This window comes from Bifidobacterium psychraerophilum, from assembly GCF_000741705.1.
Lineage (GTDB): Bacteria > Actinomycetota > Actinomycetes > Actinomycetales > Bifidobacteriaceae > Bombiscardovia > Bombiscardovia psychraerophila.
Map to the genome: position 1 here is coordinate 24,472 of NZ_JGZI01000011.1, position 23,434 is coordinate 47,905.

12 protein-coding genes are annotated in these 23,434 nt (G+C 60.2%); 1 reads left to right on the top strand and 11 read right to left on the bottom strand.

Features of this window, described 5'->3' with window-relative positions; translation table 11 throughout:
• Positions 1-145: 145 nt before the first annotated feature.
• The 8 genes from BPSY_RS10670 to BPSY_RS10705 all read right to left on the bottom strand — a co-directional run bounded on the left by BPSY_RS10670 (position 146) and on the right by BPSY_RS10705 (position 17,961).
• On the bottom strand, positions 146-1,765 hold the full coding sequence (locus BPSY_RS10670) for a PucR family transcriptional regulator (protein WP_033497053.1): 1,620 nt from the start codon (positions 1,763-1,765) through the stop codon (positions 146-148).
• A gap of 134 nt (positions 1,766-1,899) precedes the next feature.
• Positions 1,900-4,518: an aminopeptidase N gene (gene pepN, locus BPSY_RS10675; RefSeq protein WP_033497051.1), complete on the bottom strand. Its 2,619-nt coding sequence runs from the start codon at positions 4,516-4,518 to the stop codon at positions 1,900-1,902.
• Positions 4,519-4,758: 240 nt separating this feature from the next.
• The gene (locus tag BPSY_RS10680) at positions 4,759-6,597 is read right to left on the bottom strand and encodes a ribonuclease J (protein WP_033497049.1); all 1,839 of its coding nucleotides are present in this window, start codon (positions 6,595-6,597) and stop codon (positions 4,759-4,761) included.
• Positions 6,598-6,684: 87 nt separating this feature from the next.
• The gene (gene dapA, locus BPSY_RS10685; protein WP_033497047.1) at positions 6,685-7,590 is read right to left on the bottom strand and encodes a 4-hydroxy-tetrahydrodipicolinate synthase; all 906 of its coding nucleotides are present in this window, start codon (positions 7,588-7,590) and stop codon (positions 6,685-6,687) included.
• A gap of 48 nt (positions 7,591-7,638) precedes the next feature.
• Positions 7,639-8,385, bottom strand: a complete 747-nt coding sequence (dapB, locus tag BPSY_RS10690; protein ID WP_033497045.1) for a 4-hydroxy-tetrahydrodipicolinate reductase — start codon at positions 8,383-8,385, stop codon at positions 7,639-7,641.
• Between the two features lie 150 nt (positions 8,386-8,535).
• The gene (locus BPSY_RS10695) at positions 8,536-9,297 is read right to left on the bottom strand and encodes a GNAT family N-acetyltransferase (RefSeq protein WP_051921980.1); all 762 of its coding nucleotides are present in this window, start codon (positions 9,295-9,297) and stop codon (positions 8,536-8,538) included.
• A gap of 85 nt (positions 9,298-9,382) precedes the next feature.
• The gene (locus tag BPSY_RS10700) at positions 9,383-13,366 is read right to left on the bottom strand and encodes an ATP-dependent helicase (protein ID WP_033497043.1); all 3,984 of its coding nucleotides are present in this window, start codon (positions 13,364-13,366) and stop codon (positions 9,383-9,385) included.
• Entirely contained in the window at positions 13,363-17,961 is a 4,599-nt protein-coding gene (locus BPSY_RS10705; protein ID WP_081884444.1) for a PD-(D/E)XK nuclease family protein, read from the bottom strand. Before BPSY_RS10705 ends, BPSY_RS10700 begins: the two co-directional genes overlap by 4 nt.
• Before the next feature lie 330 nt (positions 17,962-18,291).
• Between BPSY_RS10705 and BPSY_RS10710 the strand changes: the two genes are divergently transcribed.
• On the top strand, positions 18,292-19,500 hold the full coding sequence (locus tag BPSY_RS10710) for an MFS transporter (RefSeq protein ID WP_081884445.1): 1,209 nt from the start codon (positions 18,292-18,294) through the stop codon (positions 19,498-19,500).
• 145 nt (positions 19,501-19,645) lie between these two features.
• Here the strand turns inward: BPSY_RS10710 and BPSY_RS10715 are convergent, their stop codons facing one another.
• The 3 genes from BPSY_RS10715 to BPSY_RS10725 all read right to left on the bottom strand — a co-directional run bounded on the left by BPSY_RS10715 (position 19,646) and on the right by BPSY_RS10725 (position 23,344).
• Positions 19,646-21,310 carry a PH domain-containing protein gene (locus BPSY_RS10715; protein ID WP_033497041.1) on the bottom strand — a complete coding sequence of 555 codons (1,665 nt, stop codon included), beginning with the start codon at positions 21,308-21,310 and terminating at the stop codon, positions 19,646-19,648.
• Complete coding sequence (locus tag BPSY_RS10720) at positions 21,307-21,873, bottom strand: PH domain-containing protein (protein ID WP_033497039.1); 567 nt, start codon at positions 21,871-21,873, stop codon at positions 21,307-21,309. The genes BPSY_RS10715 and BPSY_RS10720 overlap by 4 nt, the downstream gene beginning before the upstream one ends.
• A gap of 124 nt (positions 21,874-21,997) precedes the next feature.
• The gene (locus tag BPSY_RS10725) at positions 21,998-23,344 is read right to left on the bottom strand and encodes an ABC transporter ATP-binding protein (protein ID WP_051921984.1); all 1,347 of its coding nucleotides are present in this window, start codon (positions 23,342-23,344) and stop codon (positions 21,998-22,000) included.
• Between the last annotated feature and the right edge of the window lie 90 nt (positions 23,345-23,434).

Here is a 23,434-nt window from a genome sequence, read left to right on the forward strand (position 1 = left end):
TGTCCATGCTCGAAGCCTTGTAACATAACGCCGCCGCCGCGGCATCAGGCCCGCTTTTCCTTGTGCCCGCAGTCTTTTCGAAGCGGGCGGACCGAACACCGTCCGTAGCGGGCAACAGGACGCTCACTTTGGAACGAGCATGATGTTAACGTGATGTTGACATTTCGGCGTCACGTATGAACGAGCAGGCTATCCAGACTTTCACCCTCGCCGACTCATCGTTGAAATCCAGTCCCAGCAGGGATTCCAACTTGCTCATCCTGTTCTCGACGGTATGGCGGTGCACGTCGAGCCGTTTCGCCGCCGCACCGACGTTGAAGGCCGTGAACAGCAACTCACGCAAGGTCCCCATCAGCAGGTGCTGTTCGCCCGGAGGCAGTTTTCTCACCAGCGCGAACAGCTCATCCGCATACACCGCGGCTATGTCGGGGCTCACGAGCTCGTGCGGCGAAAGATCCACGACGGACTCGTGACTGCCTATACGTCTCAATCGCAGATTGCGCAGGGCCTGCCTGAAGGCTTCGGGGGCCGTCGAGAAGGCGCTCATCGTGCAGGAGCCGTAGACGGTGGAGTCCAGGTCATCAAGCAGGGCCGCCACATCGGCACGACGTGTCTGCGAGACCAGAATCCACAGACGATCCTGATACCGGCCCACCATGCTGCCCGTGCCCGTCACATCGCCGGCCAGGGTGAGGGCGAAGTCATCGTCCGCGCCGGCATGCTCCACGCAGAAGAGCTGGGCGGGAAAGGTCAGATTCGCCTCTCCCAGCTCGTCCATAAGGGCCGTGGCTATCTGCGTATGCCCTGCTGCGAGTTCCTCGAAAGCCAGATCACGAATCCTGGATTGCCGCTTGTACTGCTCCAGACGTGGGGGAAGGCTCCACGACAGAGCATCCGCCGCCGCAACACCCACGGCCCTGGAGACCGTGTTGTTTCCATTGTTGCCGAGCGAAGACACGATGATCGTCCCCAGACGCTGCTGATCATGTTCGACGGCGCACATGTAATAGCGGTTACGGCCTCTGGCTATGCCGAATATGGCCTTCGCGTTGTTGGCGCGCTGCTCCTCCTGCTGGCGCATGTGCAGGGCAAGCTGTGTGGCCTGATGTTTCATCGCCTGGTTGGATATGGCGGCTATCCTGCCACGGGAATCCAGGAAGGCGGCCCACCCGTCCACCAGTTTCGCGCTCTGCTGGATCACCGACTGCACCACGTCGGGACTGTCGGTGGCCCTGAACAGATCACGTTGCGCCGCATACATCAGGCGCTGCACGCTTTCGCTTTCCTCGGCCTGCCGGCGCAGCACGGTTTTCACGATCACCGAGAAATTGATCTCCTCAGGCACTTCGAAGAGGATGATGTGATGCTCTTTGACCGCACGCAGCAGGGCCTGCGGGATGGTGGGATGCTTCATTTTGACGCCGAAACCGATCGCCATCACCCCGGCACGGCTGAGATCCGCGACGTATTTCATCCACAGCGACTTGTAGGCCGCCTCCACGTCGGCAAGGGATGTGGAAAGTCCGGCCTTGCGCAGATCGCGCTTCAGCAACGACAGATCATTGGCGTTGCTCATGCTTTCCAGCGGGAAGTTCGTGGAGCAGGTCAGCAATATCTCGCCTGGTTCGGCGAAGTCGGCCGCATTGATGACATCGGTCGGATGCACCCAGATGATACCCGAATCCATCGCATGGTTGTCGCCATCGTAGATGAGATTGAGATGGAGTTCAGGTGTCGCCAGCAGTTGTCTGAATGTAAGGGCCATACCGACATGCTCCATAAGGTGCATGTCGGTATGGTTGCCGGAACGTTACCTGTACATTATTTCCAAGCCTGGCCCTGCGGTCAGGACCTTGATGCGTGCATCACAGGATTGCTGACCGCAAGGCGTGCCCCCGCTCAGGAAAGCTGTTCGTTGTAGTTGCGAACGGTCAGCGTACGGCGTGATTCCTCGGTGTTCTTGGTGATCATGCCTTTGAGTGCGCGGTCCGCATCCTGGTGGGATGCCAACCACTGCTCCCCCGCCGCGACCAGCTGTGCAGGGTCGGCATAGCGCGGGTAGAGGCCACGACCGGAAAGCGGATCGATCAGGCTTTCGGCGACGTGGAAGGACTTGTTCTTCCAAATCCAATCGACGCTGTCGAAATAGCGCTGGACGTAATCGACGTACAGGGCGGGGACGGCATTATCCGAGAAACCGCCCGCGACTTCCTCGATCTGCGAATTGGTGAGGCTCTCGTCATGCAGCGCGGCATCCCAAGCCCAGGCCTTGACACTGTCCGTGGGCACGGAAGCCTTGGCACCAATGGCGAATTCCCTGTTCTCGGTGGTGTCCTTCTTCGCCAGCTCGGCATCTATCTCACCATCCGCCAGCAGATCCTGGGCCGCAAGCGCGGTGATGATCGCCCAACGCAGGTTGTTATCCACCGTCAGCCCCTCGAATTTCAGGTCGCCGCTGAGCAGACCCCGCGCATGATCCTCGAAATCGGGATCGACGCCATATCCGAGATAGGACCGGACCAGCTGGAACTGCTCATCGGAACCGGCCTTGCTCTGCGTCGCCAAGGTCCACAGATTCTGAGCCACCAATGAGAGCACCGGCTCACGTCGACGTCCCGCCACATAGGAATGGGCCGCGGTCGAAAGCTGGCCTATGGCATAGCGGAATGTGGTCGAATGCTTCTCCGTGGACAGGGCCTTCAAGGACAGCCCGATGAAGTGCTCGGCCGGATATTCGCCGTCGCGCGTGATATCCCAGAAGCTCAGCCATACCAGGGCGCGGGCGAGGGAATCCTCGAAGCGGTAGAGATTCTCCTGAGCGAATTTGCGGGATTCCTCATCGAGACGGATCTTGGTATAGGTCAGATCGTCATCGTTGATCAGAATGAAGGCCGGACGCTTCCTGCCCACGACGGCGTCGACCGCCGTGTGTTCGCCATCCACATCGAGCTCGAAGCGTTCGGTGCGCACGACCGATCCCGCTTCGTTCAGATCGTAGAAGCCGACTGCCAGACGGTGCGGACGCAGTACCGGGTGTTCCTCCGGTGCGCTCTGCGTCAGGGTCATCGCGGTGATGATGCCCTGATCGTCGCTCCGCACATCCGCGCTGATCGTATTGATGCCCGACTGTTCGAGCCAGAGCTTCGACCAGGCATTGAGGTCGCGCCCCGAAGCCGCGGCGAGTTCGGCCAGCAGGTCGTTCAGCGTGGCGTTGGAGTATGCATACTTCTCCAGATAGTTGTGGATGCCCTTGAAGAAGTCCTCGCGTCCGACGTATGCGACCAGCTGCTTGAGCACCGAAGCGCCCTTGGCATAGGTGATGCCATCGAAATTGACGTAGGTGTCGTTCAGATCGTTGATCGGCGCGACGATCGGGTGCGTCGTCGAAAGCTGATCCTCGCGCAGGGCCCAGCTTTTCTCGCCTGAGCAGAACGTGGCCCAATCGCCCGACCATTCGGTGGCCTCCGCGGTGGCCAGAGTGGACATGAACTCCGCGAATGACTCATTGAGCCAAAGATCGTTCCACCATTTCATCGTCACATAATCGCCGAACCACATATGGGCCAGCTCATGCAGCACGGTTTCGACGCGACGGTTCGCCACAGCGTCGGTGACCTTTGATTCGAAGATGTATGAATCACGGAAGGTGACCATGCCTATGTTCTCCATCGCGCCGGCGTTGTATTCCGGAACGAAGACCTGATCGTATTTCGCATAGGGGTATGGCACGCCCCAGATGTTGGCGTAGAAGGCGAAGCCCTTCTTGGTGATGTCGAAGAGATACTCGGCATCCTTGTCCATCGCGTCCTTGAGCGCCTGGCGGCAATAGAGAGCCATCGGCACGGTACGGCCGTCCTCGTTGGCGTACTCGCTCGTCCACCGGGCGTATGGCCCGACGGCGAATGAGGTGAGATAGGAGCTCATCTTCGGCGTGGATTCAAACACCCAACGACGCACGCCCTCGGCCTGACGGCCCTCTCCCAAGGTGCCGTCCTCGGTGAGACGATCGAGGTTGTCGACCTTCTCAAGCGGCATATTCGAGATGGCTTCCCAGCTTTGCGGGGCCTGCACGGTGAAATCGAACACCGCCTTGAGATCGGGCTGGTCGAACACCGCATAGACGCGTCGGGCATCCGGAACCTCGAATTGGCTGTACAGATAGATGTTGCCATCCGAAGGATCGACGCTACGATGCAGCCCTTCACCCGTGTTCGAATACTGGCAGCTGGCCACCACGTGCACGGTGTTGTGCTCGTCCAAGCCCGGCAGTTCGATTCTGCTGTCAACAAACACCTGGGATACGTCGAGCTCCTCGCCGTTCAGCGTGATCGTCTCAACGGTGTCCGCTATGAGATCCAGAAAGCTGCTCGAGCCCTTCTTCGCGTCAAAGGTGACAGTGGTGTCCGAGACGAAGTTCTTGGGCCCGACGGTGAGATCCAGCTCCACCGCATAGTGCGGGTTGGCTATGACGGCACTGCGTTCCTGCGCTTCGACTCTGGTGAGATTTGCTCCTGGCATTACACTCCTTTTACGTATGGTGTGCGGCTTCTGACCGCTTCCCCGACTCTGTCCGGTCAAACATATTCATGAGACTGCTTCCTGAGATAGCCTATCGCGTTCTCAAACAAATGTCTGTAAGCATAGGGGCCTCGCACGAGGTCGGCCCCACTGCCACGGACGCCACGGACCTCCCAAGCAAGAAGAACACATGCCGGATTGACCGGCATGTGTTCTTGGAGGATAAGAGGAAGGCTGAATTCAGCGCTCCTGCTTTTGGACATCCTGCGCGAGATCAGCGACCACCGGCACGATCATCGGACGGCGGTGCAGCTTGCGGGAAACCCATCCCCCAAGCGTGCGGCGCATGATCTGCTGCAGCTGATAGGTGTTGCGGGTGCCCTGCATCATCGCATCCTGCAACTGTTCGGTGATCTGCTGACGCACCTTGACGAATTCGCTCTCATCCTCGGCGACGGCGTTGAGGAATATCTTCGGCCCGGAAACGACCTCCGAGCTTTCGGTGTCAACGACCGCGAACGCGGAGACGAAGCCTTCGGAACCGAGGATACGGCGCTTCTCGAGCTCGTCGTCGGTGAGTTCACCAACCGAATCGCCATCAACGTACACATATCCGCATGGAACCGAACCGACCACTGCGGCCTGCCCATGATAGAGGTCAACCACATCGCCGTCCTCGGCAAGCACCACATTCTTCGGATCGACACCGGTCTTGACCGCGATCAGTCCATTGGCCACCAGGTGGCGGTTCTCACCGTGGATCGGCATCGCGCATTTCGGCTGCACGATGTTGTAGAAGTAGAGCAGCTCGCCCTCGTCGGCGTGGCCGGAGACGTGGATTGCGGCATTGTCCTTGTTGATCACCCTGGCACCCATTCGGATGAGCTTGTTGATGACCTTGTAGACGCCGTGCTCGTTGCCCGGGATGAGCGAGCTCGCCAGCACCACGGTATCGAACTCGTTGACCGTGATGTCACGGTGCGTGCCCTCCGCGATACGACCAAGGGCGGCCATCGGCTCACCCTGCGAACCGGTGCACATGTAGACGATCTTATTGTCCTGGATGTCATGCGCCTGCTTGAGATCCACAACCGTGTTCTCCGGCAGATGCAGATAACCCAGATCCGAGGCGATGCCCATGTTGCGCACCATGGAACGGCCGACGAAGACGACCTTGCGCCCGTTCTTGTGCGCGGCGTCCACAACCTGCTGAACACGATGCACGTGGCTTGAGAAGCTGGCGACGATGATCTTACGCGTCGCTTCCGCAAAGGCACGGTCCAAAGCCGGACCGATCGTGGTCTCGGGCTTGACGAAGCCTGGGACCTCGGCGTTGGTGGAATCCACCATCAGCAGGTCGACCCCCTGCTCGCCCAGACGACCGAACTCGCGCAGATCGGTGATCTTGTGATCCAGAGGCAGCTGATCCAGTTTCATATCACCGGTGTCGATGATGTGACCGGCCGGGGTCTTGACCGAAACAGCCAGGGCATCAGGGATCGAATGCGTCACGGTGATGAATTCGAGGGTGAAGGGACCTACCTTGAGCTTGTCACGCCCCTCGACCTCGACCTTCGTGGGGTTCAGTCGGTGCTCTTTGCACTTGGCATCAACGAATGCCAATGTCAGTTTCGAACCGATCAGAGGAATGTCCGGGCGCAGCTTCAACAGATACGGCACCCCGCCGATGTGATCCTCATGCCCGTGGGTCAGCACCAGGGCTTCGACCTCATCGAGCCGGTCCTTGATATAGCTGAAATCAGGCAGAATCAGATCGACGCCGGGTTGCTCCTCTTCGGGGAAGAGCACGCCGCAATCGATCAGCAGGATATGCCCGTTGTATTCGATCACATTCATGTTGCGGCCGATTTCACCGAGCCCACCGAGTGGGGTGATGCGCATCGAGCCTTTTCTGTACTTAGGCGGTGGGACGAGCACGACCTCCTGCTTCTCCACCTTGTTCCTGTTGTTGCGACCGTCTCCCTGCCGCGAGCGTCCGCGACCCGCTCCCCGTCCACGGCCTGAGCCTGATGACTGACGGTTTTTACTGCGTGTATTCGTTTCTTGTTCTTTTGCCATTCTCACTTGATTTTCTGCTGTGTGCTTCCGCCTATACGGAAGCGACGTCCGACATTCGCCGAATACAAGGAGCCATCAGCGTATGCATCAGAGCAAACCCGCCTGACGCATACCTTCCTCGGCCTTGTCCAATTCCTTCGGACCCGGCTCCATATTCGGCAAGCGCATTGCTGCACTTGGTATATATCCTTTGATTTTGAGTGCGGCCTTTGCCATCACCGCTTGGTACCCATCCCCGTTCAACGCTTCGATGACCGGGCAAAGCTGCTCCGCGATCCGCTGCGCCTTGCGGATATCCCCTTGGTTGAAAGCGTCGACAAGACCCCTCATCGGCCTGGCCGCCACATGTGCAGCCACCGAGATGATACCGACGGCACCGATGGAAAGGAAGGGGAGGAACAGCCCGTCGTCGCCCGAATACCAGTCAAGGCCGGTTGCGGCCTTTTTGGCTATCGCTGCCGCGAGATTCCCGGTGGCGTCCTTCACGGCTTTGACGTGTTCCAACTCCGCCAAGCGGCGATAGGTATCCAGATTCACATGCAATCCGGTGCGTCCTGGAACGTCATAGATCAGAATCGGCTTTTCGGCGACCTCATCCACGGCCCGATAATGCTCGACCACGCCGTTGCCGGAAGGCCGCGAATAGTAGGGCATGACGATCAGGAGTCCATCGGCCCCTGCTTCCTGCGTCATCTGTGCCATGCGTACGGTATGGGCGGTGTCGTTGGAGCCTGCGCCCGAAATAACCGGCACATCGACGGCCGCCTTGACGGCCCTGACCAGATCGACCTTCTCATCCAGATGCGTGACGGGCGACTCACCCGTGGTGCCATTGACCACAAGACCATCAGCGCCATCAGCCACAAGATGCTGGGCAAGCGCGGCCGCGGCATCGAAGTCCACCGAGCCGTCAGCCCTCATCGGAGTAGCCATAGCAGGAAGGACGCGTCCAAAAGGAGCCGCGTCCAGCAGTTGCATCTCACCGTCACTCATATATCTCAAGGTACTTCTGGGCTGAGACCAGAGCAAGTCCCCTTCCGATCACAGATCGAGGAAATTGTTCAATCCCACCGTCAGACCCTGGTATTTTCCTGAAGACAACTTGCGCACGGCCAGCAGCACTCCGGGCATGAAGGAGGAACGGTCGAAGCTGTCCGCACGTATGACCAGCTGCTCACCGGCGTTACCGAAGAGCACCTCTTCATGGGCGTTCAGACCACGCAGACGGACTGCATGCACATGCACCCCATCCACAAGCTGCCCTCTGGATCCCCCATCGCTTTTCGTGTCGTCCGGAATAGACCCGAGTCCGGCTTCGCGGCGTGCCTCGGCTATGCCCTTGGCGGTGTGGATTGCCGTACCCGAAGGGGCATCGACCTTATTCGGATGATGCATCTCGATGACTTCGGCGGACTCGAAGTACTTCGCCGCAATCGTCGAGAAGTAATCGGCGAGCACCGCGGAAATCGCGAAATTCGGAGCGATGAACACACTCGTCCCCGGATGCTTGCCTACGGCCTCGCGCACCTGATCCAGCTTATCGTCCGTCCAACCGGTGGTACCGACGACCACGCTGACCCCATGGGAGACCAGCGAGAGCACATTGTCCAAGGTCGCCGACGGAACGGTGAAATCCACCGCCACATCCGTATTCTCCGGGGTGATCGCGTCAAGCCCGTCCCCGGCATCCACCGTGACGGACAACTCCATATCCTTGGCGCCTTCAACCGCTTTGACGACATTGCCTCCCATACGCCCATGAGCGCCGACCACCGAGACACGCACCATCCCACACCTCCATCAACTGACTGTTCCGACCGAATCCACCATACAGTCCCTTTCCGATGAACGCCGTTGCGCCCCGTCACCAGACCGGAATGCGGATCCTCACCTCCGTGGGCTGCAGGCAGACGCCCCGCTCGCGATGGTGAAAGACAATCAGGCGGCACCCAGATAGATGTACCTGGTGTCGTCGGATGGCCAGAAGGGCTTGTCATCGTCACCGGCGACAACGGCGTCTTCAGAGGATGGCCGTTCGGCGATGCGTTCCAGGCCCTGATGGTCATAGAAACTGTAGTTGCAACTGGTATCGGTGTGCAGATAGTAGCGTTCCACGCCATAGGCGCTCAAGCGCTGCTTCATCCTGCGGAAGAGGGTGCCGCCCACCCCGTGCCCGCGGGAGCGTGAGGAGACCACGAAGAGTTGCAGTTCCGCACCGCTGCGCTCCTGTACATCGGCATCCTTGTCCATGCAGACCTCGATGCCATGCCAGTGCATCAAATCGGACAATGCGCGCGAGCCTTCCTCATCGGCCGAAAGCCTGGCGTCGACGATATTCAGTTTCGTCCCGGCATCCTTGAACAGCACGGGGCGCTGCGGGACCCTGAGCAGCACGACGCCCGCGATATGCCCGTCGAGCACCGCGACCTCGCCATCGGTGCTCTCGCACAGATAGCGCAGCACACTGCGCCGTGCGCTCAAGGCAGCGATGGGCGTGCCTACATGAGGTTCGATATGGAACCACATATCCTCGAACAACTTCGTGATCTCATCCACATCGGACCATGCCACGTCGCGGTATTCCACCTGCGACCGTTCTTCCGCGGCCGCCGTCGAAGCGGCGTCCCTTGTGGTGTGTTCGGCGCCTGTCGCGTCATTCGTTCCGGTCATCATCATTTCCTGCGCATCTGCGTCTTGCATGATGCTCCTTATGTTGTTTTGCTATGTCGCGTCCTTCGACCGATCAGCGTCTCATGCCCTGTTGCATTGCAGGGACCACCGGTCTCTAGTCGTTATCGGACGCTTCCGGGACACCCACTGTCACGATGTCCATGATCTCTTCCCGCGTCATGCCCTTCACGGGGATTTCGGCTCTTTCCGCCCCAGCCTCACTCAGATAGTAGAGGCACGCGTCGATAGTGTCCAATTCGATGTTCTCTATTACCGAAAGCAGGAGGCGGTATATTTCGAGCTGCAGGAGCTTCTGATCGCTCTCGGGCCCATCGGAGGGACGCCTGCCTGTTTTCCAATCGACAACGGTGAAGCGCTTGGCCGGATCGGAGGGATCAAGACCGCCTTCGAAGACGGCATCAAGCTTCCCATTGACGACGGAGTCACCAAGATATGCGACGATGGGCCGTTCGACCCAACGAACCGGCCTGTGCGCCCAATGGGACTGCGCCAATCGCTGCTGCCAGAGGTGCAGCTTCGCCGACTGCTCCGAGGGCAGTATATCCGTAGCGGGTTCGGGCTGCTGGAGCATCGACTGGCGGATCAGTTCGACATCGGGCATCGGGCCGTCGTCCACCGGCACGGATCCCTCCGCATCGAAGGAGGGTATGAGGAATTGGCTGGCCCAAGCATGGAAGACGGTACCGGCCTGTGCGGATGGTGAAGACACCCGTGGAACAGGTCGGACGATTCCTTGCCAGTAGCGATGCTCACGTTCTTCGGAAAGGGCACCCGTACGGGCCTGTATCGCCGTCACGTTCTGGGTGCCGTGCATAAGGATCCGGCCACCGAGCTCGCGCAAGGCGGATATATCATCAGGGTCGATCGCTGGGCCGCCGAAGCGTCCGGCATTGGATTGGACGACTCTCACGGCCTGGGCCAGAAGCGAAGCATCCGCAGGCAGCGAATCCACTGCACCGTCATCGCTTTCCCGCGCATCGCGAAGCAGGGTCGCGGAGCGTTCAAGAATCCACGACAGCGAGCGATCCAGCACAACAGGCCACCTGTTCACCTGTGGCCGTTCAGCGCTCAAGGAGGGTGCGTCACGCTGCGCAGCATGCACCACAGCGGATTCATAGGCCTCGGCATCAGCCCCCACGAACACTCCGCTCGGAGGCTGTGCGTCTCCTGCTTCAAGCGTGCGATCCGCTCCCGCGGGGACGCATCCTGATCGCCCGCGGAAGAGATCCCAGAGTTCAAGCCAGAAGTTGGAGGCTTTGGACTCGGGGTCAACCTGCTGATCATCCAGTGCCACACGGGGGTCACTCGGTGTCTCGGCGAAAGTGAGCAGGAGGTCATGCTTCGCGCGGGTAAGCGCCACATACGCCAGACGCCGTTCATCGGCAAGCAGCCGAGCGCCGTATTCCTGCTCCTGGGTGAGATATCCGGGATCGCCGCGTTCGGTGCGAACGTCGATGTCGGCCTCGACGTCGCCCGCATCCTCCTCATCGTATCGGGGATAGGCGCGCAGAGTGCCGAAGGCCTCATCGACGACGGTATGGATGTTCAAGGTCCGCAAGGAGCTGATCGGATCGACCCCTATTGCGGCGTCATGAGGGAATCGCGGCAGTATCATCGCATCCGCGCGCACAGGCACCGGAACCGCCGTGGGATCGGTCAGCCAGGTATGGGCGGTCTGTTCATACCGACGAAGCCCCTCCTGTGAGCCCTTCGGATCGACACAGGTGACGCTGAGTCCGTCCCCTTGGCTGCTGGGGAAACTCCCCGCCTGCAAACCCACCAAGGCCACGGCATCCCACTCAAGGCCCTTCGCCTGGTGAATCGTCATCAGCACCACATCGGCATGGCTGTCAGCCCCGCTTGCCGGCTCATCAGGGCTTTTCTTCATCGAATCGATCCACGAGACGAAAGCAGGCAAGGATGCGACACTTCCCGCAGGCAAATCGGCGATAAAGCTATCGGCCAGATCATACAGCGCACCCAGTGCGGCCGTCGATTCGCTTGGCTGCAGGGCTTCATCGGGATGATGCAAGGCATGGGCGAGAACGACGTCGATATCCAGGTCCAATGCCTGAACGGCCCCACGCACCGCCTGCCTCAAGCCGGTTGTGCTCTCCGCCTGCGCACGTCGCAGCACCTCGGAGGCTCTGAGCAGCAGTTTCCGCCCCGTCTCGGTGAAGCTCGCCCGCGCTCTCGGCTTCGCCAGGGTCTCGGCGCAGTGATCGTCAAGAAGCACATCGGTGAGGAACACACCGTCGGGTACCAGATCCCTATGGGCGACCACCGCACGGCTCATTGCCGAAGCGCGCAATCCACCCGGCACAACACCGGCCTCGACAAGGGCACGGTACTGATGCTCGGTATTGAGACGCTCACACATCCTGGCCAAGGCGTTCAAATCCTTTGGCGCGATATTGAAGCGTGCCGAGGCCAGCAGACGCATCAGTGACCCGGAATCGGTGTGATCGCTGATCACATGGAGCACCGCGAGCGCATCCATGATCTCAGGCTTGTCAAGCAGGGCGGAATACCCGACGACCTCACAGCTCAGACCCGCGGCGAGCAGTGCGTCCCTGTATTGCGGCATCGTCGACTTGGCGCGGAACAGCACCGCGACATGGGGTGCCGAGGTGTCGGCTCCCCCTCTTCCGTCGCCACTGGAAGCATGCCGTGCGATCGCATGTTTGGCGAAGCGCAGCACGCCGTCGATCTCCTGGGCGAGCGTGCGGTACCCGAGCAGTCCCAGTGTGCCCTCATCGGCACCATCACGAGGCCTGAGCTTGAGTACATCCACCTCCCTCATGGAGGCGCTGGATAAGGATCCGGAATCCTCACGAAGATCGCGGGTCAGGGCGTTCGCGGCCTCCAGTACGATCCTGGGATTACGGAATGTGGCGGATAACGAGGCGGCTTCCTGCCGCTGGCCGAACTGTTGCTGGAAAGTTCTGAAGGCTCCTGGGCTCGCACCTCTCCAGGCATAGATCGACTGGAAGGGATCACCTACGGCGGTGACCGAAGTCCTGCCATAGGAGCCCCGCTGACCCTGTACTTGCTGACCATCCCCGCTCTGATGCCGATCCGACCGCGGTCCGTCGATATGGAACAGCGCCGCAAGAAGCATCGCCTGGGTGGTTGATGTGTCCTGGTACTCATCCAGGAAGACGTGCGAGAAACGCTGCCGATAGTGTGCACCTATGGATGGGAATCGAGTGACCAGCTGGAATGCGGCCAGTGTGAAATCACTGAATTCGGCCATATTCGCTGCACGCTTGGCCTCTTCGTACTGTCCGGCGAGATCAAGCAGCACTTCGCGCTGACCTGCCACCTGCAGCAGACGATTCACATCGAAGAGCTCCTGCAGATGTTGCCTGTCGCGCATCAGCCTCAGTTTCTCGACGTAATCGGATTCGGAATCCTTCTTGTTCCTTCTTGGCATGCCGAGGGCACTTGCCGTCAATTCCTTCTCCGGTATATCCTCACCGTCGATCGCCGCACGCAGGGAATCGATGAAGGCCTCGTCCCAAGCGCTCACGCGTTCGGCCGCCTCATCGAAGCTCGGGCAGTCCTCGCTGATCATCGCATTCGTACAGGCGTGGGCAAGAGACAGGATCTGTCCCACGATCGTGTCGAAGGACGTCGTAGGCAAAGCGCCAGGCGTCATGAAGAGACGGTCCAGGTTCTCGTGCACCACCGAAGCCGCGAGCTGATAAGCGCCTGCTTCACTCAAGGGCTGTGTCTGCTGGTCCATGCCCACGAGCAAACCATAGCGACGCACGATGGATTGGAAGAAGGCGTCGTAGGTGTACACCTCGGGTTTGAGGAAGCCGTAATCGGCATCCGAGGCGTTTTCACCATCCTGATCGAGCACGGCGGCCGACACCCGTGACAGCAGTTCGGAGGCCGCTTTCCGTGTGAAGGTGAGCCCAAGAATACGCTCGGGGGCAACGCCCTCCTTGATCAGATGGATGATGCGCATCGTCATCGTCATCGTCTTGCCCGATCCGGCACCTGCCACAACCAGCAGATCACCCTCGATCGGCGCTTCGATAACCGCCCGCTGCTCCTCGGTCCCCCTCATCGTCCGTCCTCCATCACGTTGCCATGCAGCTTCATCCAGGCCGGGCACTCACCCCTGCCATTGTTCTGGCAACGATCCGCATCGAATTCCGCCAGATCCGTGCCGAGTGAAAGCTTGACCCCGGCCGCGAAGAACACCCTCGCCATCATCGTCAGCGACCATATCCCCTGCTGCCCCTGCTGCTGCAGCACGAAGCGCCATGTCGAATCGCTCACTCCCTCCGGTGCATCTTCAGGGAGTTCAGGACCCTTGAACACGCCGGCGAGCTTGGTAACCCCAGAGCGTGGTGCGAATACGGTATTCAGCCCCTTCCCACGGATAAGCGCAGGCTGGTAGCTGGATTCCTCCTGCCTCGAATAAGCAGGGGCGCTGTTCTCGGAGACATCGAACAGCACGGCTTGGGATATCTGCGGGGCAGGATGCTCCTCGGCTCCGAAATACTGTCCCAACTGGTAGCAGACCAGTTGCAGATCACTGAAGACCTTCGCCCGGGCATGCGCCTTGCCCGTTTTGTAATCCAACAGCCGGACCACAGGTGCTCCGTTGACGATACGATGCTCCAAGCGGTCGATACGTCCCGAAAGTCGGACGACGAGCCCCTCATCCAAGGCTTTGGGAAATCCCCCGACCAAAGCCGACATCACGGCGAAGAGCTCATGCTGGTCGAGCGGGCATTGATCGCCGTAGCTCGTATTCCATAAGGGCAGTATGTCGGACATCGAGAATGCTGCCATGAAGGGCAGCTCGCATTCGACCCCGGCCAGTTCACCGACCGGCACCGGCAGCTTGCCGGATTGCGCATAGTCATCCTGCACGCTGCACACGAAATATGATGCGATATTGCTCATGATCGTTTCGGCGATGGCATCCCTGCGACGCAGATCATAGGACTGCACATAATCAGGCGGTTTGATCAGATCAGCGGAGTATTCACGGTATATGCCCATCATCTGCTCCGCGATATCAGCAATCAAGGCCTGCTGCCCGGATGAGGGCAGATGCTGATGGATCCACGAGGATCCATCGAGACCGCGCTCGCTGGCAGCCTGGGCGACATGGTGGATCACCGTGCCGAAACTCATGTATATGGAACCCGGACGCGGACCGCTGAGTCGGTTATCCACAGCCCATTCAAGCGGGCACATCCAGATGCTGTCGACTGCGGAGGGAGACAGGGTCACAGACGGTGCGGCGCTTTCCACCGTGTTGCTCAACACAGTGCCACCGAAGGCTGCGCCGTCGCCGTTGCCCACGGCATCCTCAGCCTGTTCGGGGAGCGTCGGATCGGCCGGCTCGCTACCGGCCGACGAAGGGGCTGAAGGACTGCGGAAGGCCCACGCATCAGGATCCGCGGATGAATATCCGAGTTTGGCAAGCATGCCCAAGGTGGCCACCGCATCCTGGACGCGCGCATCACCATGGTCACCATCATGCATGCCGATCTCCTGCGCGAGAACGCTGCGCGCAATGGTGACCAAGCCGCGCGCGCTGACCTCAAGCCCACCGAAGGGAGCCTTCTCCCCCTGGCCGGATCCGACCTCGGTGAATGCGGCCTGCGTCGAATCGGAGACACGAGGGCACAACTCCGGCAGATAACCGAAGACGAAATCGGAGGGTACCGAATCGTCATTCCACACCGCACTGACGATCACCCGCTGCGAGGCTCTGGTCAAGGCCATCAGCAGATTCTTCTTCTCCGCATACAAGGTCGCACGCAGTCGACGATTGCCGTAAGCAGCGGATGGCCTGCGGGAGTCATCGCCGTAGCGCATGACCAGCTCGGCCAGGTCCTCCGTCCCGAACAGGGTGTCACGCTCGGTCAGATTCGGCCACACACCTTGCTGCACCTGGGGCAGCCACACCAAAGGCCAACGTTGGTCTTCGGCGACCGCACCGGCTGGCGTGGTCAGGGTGACCGCCTGCTCGACCGGACCTATATGCGCCAGGGAGTCCGCCTCGATCTGCATGCCACGGACCTGTTCGATGAATGCAGCGACGTTCTCGAAGGTCTGTGAACCGGAGGCGAATTGGAACAGTCTCATCACGGCATCGAGACGGTCATTGGCCACCTCGCCCCGATGTGTGGCCTCAAGGGAATCACGCTGCCATTGCTCCGCCTTGCCGCAGGCATCCCAGGCTTGCCAGAGCGCATACTCAGGCTCTTCGGAGTCCAAGGATGCAAGTCCCTGTGCCGTTCGGGACATCATCGTGCAGGCGGCACGCAAGGCCTCGACGTCCGGATCGCTGCGACCACCCGATGCAATCGCCCCCATCATCGACAACAGACAATCGCGGCTCTCCTGATCGCCCAGCAGCAGGACGGCATACAATGAGGCACCGTTGAGCGTCTCCTCACCGCCATACCCGGCACCGCCGCCTTGCCGACGGCGCGATGCAGTCAGTGAATCGTCGATGGTGATGCCACTCGCTTCGAAGCGTTGCCGTCTGCGTGACTCGATGGCCTCGCGTATGCCATGCCAGGCGGTCTGAAGTCTGCGGGCATTGGACAGCTCCACATCCGAGGATGCCTGCCCTGGCTCGCCGCCATCGGGTTGAACGGTCTCATCGTGCAGGGCCTCACCTTGCAGAGCGTCATCATGCGGAGCATCGCCCAGTGTCGCGAGCGCGGCGCAGGAGTCCATCAGCATCTCCAGACGCTGCACACGTACCGGTCGCTGGGTGCTTTCATTGCCGGGCTGCACCTTCAGCAGAGGACTGGAGAGCAGTATCCGCATACGTGCACCTATCCATTCCGCCTGTTCGGCGGCATCAGGCATCGCGCCGACACGTGAGGCGGAATCAAGCAGGGCGTCGTCGCACTGTCGCTGCGAGAGTTCGATCAGGGCGAACAGCCCTTGCACGACCGCCTCATCCTTCAATGGCCTGGTGACCGAGGAGTAGCGGACGGGCACACCTTCCTCACGCAGACGTTGGCCGAACACCTCCACGGTGGCGTTGTCATGGGCGATGATCGCCATATCGTTCCAATCCCGGCCGCGGGACAGCGATTCATGTTTGATCTGCCACACGATATGCGACAGCTCCTCATCGGCTGTGCGGAACAATCGTTGCTCCACACTGCCGTCGGATGGCAATGCACTGTCCGGCAGAAGCTTGCGAACAGGCAGCGTTCCCTCCCATTGCGGCAATTTCCCAGGACGCAGCGGCAGGGCGAGATTCTCATCCTCCTCGCTTGGGATGCCAAGGGACACCCTGGATGCCAGAACATCAAGATAACTGTGCTTCCTCTGCTGCATGGGAGCGGACTCCCCGATGGTGGAAGCGTTGACATCGTCCTCACGGTCCTGCGGCCGCATCGCTTTGGCCACAAGCACCGCACGCTTGGCACCCAGACGCCCGAGGGTATGCGCGTTGGCGTATAGGCGTGAGGATGCCGTCGCACCACCGAATCCCTGTGGGCCCGAGGCATCGTGCACCTGGGGGCTCGTGGTGACCCTGACCTCAAGATATTCGGGGTACGATCCCCTGAATATCTGGACCGCCTCATCGCTGTTGCCGACCAACACCAGCCGGCAACCCTCATTCGCCAAGGATTGCAGCAGCGTCATCCCCGCAAGCGTCACATCCTGCCAATCGTCGACCACCAGCACAGCCGGGATATCCGATGGCGCCTCACCCACCACCTCGGCAGCCTCGACCAGCAGACGCGAGGAGTCGAGACGCGCCTCCTTCGGGTAACGCCTTTCGATATGCTCCGCATATTCCCGCCAAAGTCTGAAGGTGAGCTGCCATTGCAGCTCCAACTGTTCGCGCTCGTTCACAGGCAGAGAGGAGGCTCGGAGTGCTGCGATCACCTCATCCTCGTCGCCGAATTCAAGTCCGAGTTCGTTGACGCGGGCCAAGGTGTCCCTGAGCTGGGCCACGAAATCGGCACTGATTCCTGCGGCCTCAGTCGCCAGGGACAAGTCTTCGAAGGTATTCCCGTCTTCACGCGGAGCAGCGCCGGATTCGCCGCCTCGCCCCTTGGCACCAGGCGCATCGGCAGCGCTAGCCGCACCATGCATCGCTGGTGACCCCTCTGCACGCTGTGCGCCCGTCTGGTGGGTGCTGCGACCGCCGGCTCCTCGTCCTCCCAGCAGATCTATCCATGAGGGGACATTGCCGTAGTACCGAGCGATCAGGGAACAGCTGTCGCAGGGCTCACCCCTGAGCACATGCTGCACATGTTCCGCCAGAACCCGACGCAGCAGTGCCTCCTGCTCGGCACCATTCAGCAGCTTGGGCATCGGCTGCCCCTTGCGCAGGTGAGCCGCCGAGAGCACTCGGAAGGCGAGGGCGGCCAGCGTGCCCACCGGGCGCGACTGATCGACCACACCCCTGGCCTCGATCACCCTGCGGCTCATCCGCGCCGCCGCCTTGCGCCCTGACACCACCATCACCGCATCCTCGGCTCCGAGGACGCGCATCCCCTCAAGCAGAGCCCCGAGTGCGAAAGAGGTTTTTCCACTGCACGGAGGGCCGGTGACCACCAAGGTATTCGTTGGCTTCCGCTCCTCATTAAGCAGTCGACCGTTCAGCAGATCTCGAGTCCAGGACAAGGCCTGCTGAATGTCTGCGTACCCATGAGCTGTCATATTCCAAGACTATGACCTGGCATGGTCGCCACCGCAAGCCCGTCATCCTTCACGCCGACCGCAGCGCAGTGAACCGGCCCTGTCCTCGGCGTTGCACGTGAGGCGTGCGCGGCCATACCGCATAACAAACACGAAGGGCATTCGCTTTCGTGGATAGTGTGTACGACTGGGGCAAAGACTGTTCACGGGAGGCCGACGCGGCGAGGATATGTTAAGGCATCGGTCGGGGGACGATGTGGGTGGGATCCCCCATGCATGCCAAGGCTATCGGTATGCTCGCGTACCGCAAAGCGGTGTAGGACAGAGCACCTGAGAACGACATGGGAGATTATGAAAACATCAAGCTACGGCTGGGCAATGAAACTATCCTTGCTTTCGATTTCGATGCTGCTGACTTCATACAATGCCATCGCGGGCGCATTGCCTGCGCTGATCAAGCAATTCCCCGAACAATCACGGACGAATGTCGAGCTGCTGAGCACGGCTCCGACCTGCGCGATGATCGTGATGATCATCGTTTCGGGCTTTCTCGCCAGGACGGTGAGTGATCGCGCACTGGTGATCACCGGCATCTGCATCGCCACGGTGTTCGGCATCATACCCTTCTTCCTGACGAGTAATTTCTGGCTCATCATGGCTTCCCGCATCGGCCTGGGCATCGGACTCGGTCTGATCAATTCACTGGCCGTGAGCCTGATCGGCAAGTATTTCTCCGGCGAGGAGCGTGCGACGCTGATGGGATTCCGGAGCGCCTTCGTCGCCCTTGGACAGGCCACGCTCACACTGATCGCAGGACTCCTGCTCAATCTGGGATGGCATGGACCCTTCCTGCTCTACGTGCTGGCCATACCCGTGCTCATCCTGTTTGTCAGCTTCGTGCCGAAGGACCCGGCGACACCCGCGACCCCGGCTCTTTCCGACACCCCGCAGAAGCAACGCGTCAATGCCCCGATACTGCTGATCACCGCTTTCCTCTTCGTCACCGTCACGATGTACACAGGTGTGACGGTCAGGCTTTCTTCGATTATCACCACCAATGCCTTCGGCAGCATGCAGCAGGCCAGCACGCTGTTGAGCGTGATGATCTTCTGCGGCATGCTGATGGGTTTCGCATTCGGCAGGCTGCATAGGATCCTGAAAGGTCAGACGCTCACCTTGGGCGTACTGTTCCTCACCGTAGGATGTTTCCTGATCTTCCTCGCACCGAATTTCCCGGTATTATGCCTCGGTGCCCTGGTCTCAGGATTGTCCTACCCGACGATGATCGCCTACTGCTTCAACAAGATCAACGAGGTCTGTCCTCCGCGTTCCGCCAACCTGTGCACCTCGGTCGTACTCGTCGGCTGCAATCTGAGCATTTTCACCGCGCCCTACATGCTCAAACTCTCCTCGATGCTCGTCTCCTCCGAATCCCTGCAATCACCATTCCTCGTCTACGGCATCCTGCTCACGCTGATCGCACTGGTCTACGGATTATGGTCTGCCCGCATCACGAAGCGACGCAGCACCATCCCCGGTGATTCAGCCATCCCCCGCTAAGCCCACCGGGGTGCGGGCCTGGCAACGACGTAGACGGCAATGGCGTAGAAGGCTTTGGTGTAGAAGGCTTTGGTGTAGAAGGCAGTGGCACGCAGTCGGATGCGGACAGGCCCCACGGGTCGAAGCACCGTCTTCCCGCAGGGACTCAGCTGCGGACGCGCATGGCCCATTCCTGCAGTTGTGCGGCCTGACTCTGGTGGATGACGGAGAATCGCAGCTCCGTCTCCCCCGAATACACGAAGAGCGGCATGGTCAGTCGCTCCACTCCCCGACGCTGGCGCAGCACGGTGGTCTGCCGTTCCACGCTTTGGATTCTGGATCGCCGGGTGACCACCCAGAAGAGAGCGAAACCTCGGGCACCCGACACGATGATCCTCTTGTCGTCCAATAGTTGGAATCCTTCGTACCGGCCACGGATCCAACGGAAGAAACACCACAGCGCGCCGATCGCCAGCGGCAGCAGCGCCCACAGCAGAGCCATGCCATCATGTCTGAGCACTGCGAACAGAATGACCGCAAGCACAGCCAGCCCCGTCATCATGCAAGGCAGGAACAGCAGATACCTCGTCAGATGCCGTGAGGTGCGTTGCACCTGCGGATTCGGGATATCCCACTGCGGCAACACACGCGCGATCGTCTCGATGAGTTCACGCTGCCTGATGACCGGCAACAGACTGATGCTGGTGGAGTCCCCATCGTCATCTTCACCGTGCGACGCGCTGAGTGCCACAGCCACCGAATTCAGATGCAGCATGCGGCGAATCACCGATTGGCGGATGCCCACACTCTGGATTCTGTTCACGGGAACGGTAACCCTCCGTCTGGTCAGCAGACCGCGCACGATGACAAGATCATCCTTTCTGCGCCACACTTCAAAACCATAGAATTGCAGCATGCTGTTGACCACGCTTGCCACCATGAGAACAATCACCACGAGCACGATGAGAGCGATCACCACTACCGTCCCACTGGTGAAGACACTGGTGACCCTGCTCGCGGCCTCGTCGAAGAGCCGCTCGGAAATCACATCCTTTATCCTGTCCAGCAGACCGATCAGGGCGACGAAGGCGGCCAGGAACCGCAGATCGGTGAGGGCATAGAGCAGGATATCAGCGGTCGAAGCCCTGTACAGCATCTCGCCATGGCCCTGCTCCTCCTCAATGGATGCACCGGGCCTGACGTGTCCGGTGACTATGGCAGAAGCCTCCGCGCCGATGCCTGCGACAATCCCCTCCTGAGCTGAGGCCTGAGACGATTGAGCTGAGACCCGTGCATGCCTCAAATGCTCCAGTTCATACTGCACATCCGATGGCACGGCCTTGAGCTGCATGTCGGCAGCGACCGTGCCCGCACTCGCGATATTGAGTTTCACCACGGAAAAGGGCTTGTAATAGAAAGGTTCGTCACTGCTGATGGCATGGATATGCGAATAGGCGATGATGTTATGTTTACGCACCACGATGCCGCTACGGTATTCAACCGATTCACCGGTCATGCGGTATCTGGTGCTGAAATAACCCACCATCGGAGCGATAAGACAGGCGCAGACCACCACGAATGCGCCAAAGGCCCAGATCACCCAATGCGGTGGATTGAAATGAAAGATGACCACCGCCGCAGCGATGATCAGCGATACGCTGCTTTTGACGCCGTCTATCGCATCCTCGACCAGCACCAAGGGGTGGAGCAGACGCCACTGCCCCGACTCTTGGCTTCCGGAAGCATTCCGGGGCTTCTGATTGCTCCCGTCGCTCCGCTCCCCTTGTCCGGACTCGTCCGCCTGATGCGTGCCCGCGGCGGGGGCGCTCACAGGTCCTCCTTCTCGCTACGCACCTTCGCGGTGATCTGGCCGACCACGCTCATGGCATCGTCAATCTCCAAGGCATCGATGACATGCGCCCCCACCGCGGTATGGATCTCCACGGACATCAGTGAAAAGGCGTGCAGGAAGGGACCCTGTTTCGTCTCCACGTGCTGGACGCGGTTATAGGGAATCACCGTCAGTTTGCGCAGGAACCAGCCCTTGCGAATCGAGACCTCATGTTCACCGAGTATGAATTGGTTCACCGCATATTCATACCGTGAGACCAGCGGTCGAAGCATCAGATCGAGCAGGGAAAGCACCGCAGCGATCACCACCACCGTCCGTTGCCACACGCCCCACCATTCCAGATGCATCAGCACCACGACTGCGACCGCGCAGATCAGCAACACCACCACGTCCGTCAATGCCGAGGAAATATACCATACCCGTTTCACCCTGCTGGGCAGCTTGGTCCACTGTCCTTCATCACGCCAATCCTGCTGCAAATACCCCAACCCCTTGAGCCTTAACCATGTGTTGCGACGTGCGCCGTCGCTGAATTCTCCCACATCAAGCCTAACAGCAGCGATTGTTCCTCAGACGGAGCTCCCCCGAGCCCCCGGATCCCGGGCAACCGCGAGCCGTGCCGCTTCCCCGCAGGGATCACGGCACCGGCTCACGGCAATGGATGTCTCATTGCGCGTTGTCATCCAAGGTGAGGGTATCGTCGTCCGAGTCGTAGTCGAAGAGCTCACCGTAGCGTCCCCATTCGACCGCTATGCGGAACTGCTGTTGCGCGGCCTCATCGTTATGCTTGCCTCGCAGCAGATCCACTATCAGATCACCCCTGACCTTGCCGTTCTTGGACTGGCGCAGGGTTCTGTCTATGGCGCGGATCAGCGGGACATGGCTTATCGCCATCCTGGCGAAGATCATCTTGCTGTCCAGAATATCGGCGTCATTCCACTCACGGCCGGCAGGGGTCAGGCTGACGTGCCCCTCCTCGACGTCCAGCATCCCCAGAAGCGTTCCCGCATCGAGCAGCGGGAACAGATCATCCACCTCGAAGGTCAACGCCGACGCCAGATCCGCAAGGTCCACGCCATCCTCGTGGTCGGCCACGATCTCCAGCAATCCCGCCATACCACCCGGGGTGGCGTCAGGCAGTGAATGGCTGCCTTGGGAGGAGTCGGCGAACATCTGCTGCAATCCCGAAAGAGCCTCCTCACGGTGTCCGCCGCGCGCGGCGTCGGCTTGTCCGGTAAGAATCGCATACAGGGAATCCACGGTGGATTCGAAGGCTGCGGTGTGCTTGTCCCTTGGCCGGGGAAGCGTTATGGGCACATCGGCTATGACGTGTCCCGGATGGGAACCCAGCACCACAACCCTGTCAGCCATCTGCACCGCTTCCTCGATGTTGTGGGTCACGATGAGAATCGAACGCAGGGCGCCGCTGCCATCCGCCCATAGCTTGAGCACCTCCTGACGAAGGTTCTCCGCGGTGAGCACATCGAGGGCGGAGAATGGCTCGTCCATGAACAGTGCATCCGGCTTGAGCACCAAAGCGCGAGCGATGCCGACGCGTTGGCGCATGCCTCCGGACAGCTCCTTCGGATACGCCGACTCGAAGCCGTCCAGCCCAATGGAATCAATGGCTTTGAGCGCGGCCGCCTTCCGCTCCTTGCGGCCGACGCCCTGCGCCTGCAGACCAAGCTCCACATTCGATTCAACCGTCAGCCAGGGCATCAGAGCGAAGGTCTGAAACACCATCGCCACCCCTGGATTCGGCCCGGTGAGAGGCTTCCCGCGATACTTCACACGACCATCGCTCGGGGGAACCAATCCCGCCAGAATACGCAGGAAGGTCGATTTTCCGGCGCCGGATCGACCGAGAATCGCCACGATCTCCCCTTCATGAAGGGTCATCGATATATGCGTCAACACTTTCAGATCCTCACCATTATCGGTGAGGAAGCTCTTGCTCACATGGTTTGCGGTGATCACCGGAAGCGCTGTGCCTTTCACGGCGGTATTCTCCATTGCGGTGTTCTCCACAGCCGTGTTGTCGATCACGCTGTTATCAATATTGTTGTTTGCTGTCAAAGTGTTCTTCATGGGTTTTCCTTCAAA

Excerpts from the sequence above, each read along its gene's own strand:
- BPSY_RS10670 (WP_033497053.1), bottom strand. The coding sequence starts at position 1,765 with ATGGCCCTTACATTCAGACAACTGCTGGCGACACCTGAACTCCATCTC.
- pepN (WP_033497051.1), bottom strand. The coding sequence starts at position 4,518 with ATGCCAGGAGCAAATCTCACCAGAGTCGAAGCGCAGGAACGCAGTGCC.
- BPSY_RS10680 (WP_033497049.1), bottom strand. The coding sequence starts at position 6,597 with ATGGCAAAAGAACAAGAAACGAATACACGCAGTAAAAACCGTCAGTCA.
- dapA (WP_033497047.1), bottom strand. The coding sequence starts at position 7,590 with ATGAGTGACGGTGAGATGCAACTGCTGGACGCGGCTCCTTTTGGACGC.
- dapB (WP_033497045.1), bottom strand. The coding sequence starts at position 8,385 with ATGGTGCGTGTCTCGGTGGTCGGCGCTCATGGGCGTATGGGAGGCAAT.
- BPSY_RS10695 (WP_051921980.1), bottom strand. The coding sequence starts at position 9,297 with ATGCAAGACGCAGATGCGCAGGAAATGATGATGACCGGAACGAATGAC.
- BPSY_RS10700 (WP_033497043.1), bottom strand. The coding sequence starts at position 13,366 with ATGAGGGGGACCGAGGAGCAGCGGGCGGTTATCGAAGCGCCGATCGAG.
- BPSY_RS10705 (WP_081884444.1), bottom strand. The coding sequence starts at position 17,961 with ATGACAGCTCATGGGTACGCAGACATTCAGCAGGCCTTGTCCTGGACT.
- BPSY_RS10710 (WP_081884445.1), top strand. The coding sequence starts at position 18,292 with ATGAAAACATCAAGCTACGGCTGGGCAATGAAACTATCCTTGCTTTCG.
- BPSY_RS10725 (WP_051921984.1), bottom strand. The coding sequence starts at position 23,344 with ATGGAGAATACCGCCGTGAAAGGCACAGCGCTTCCGGTGATCACCGCA.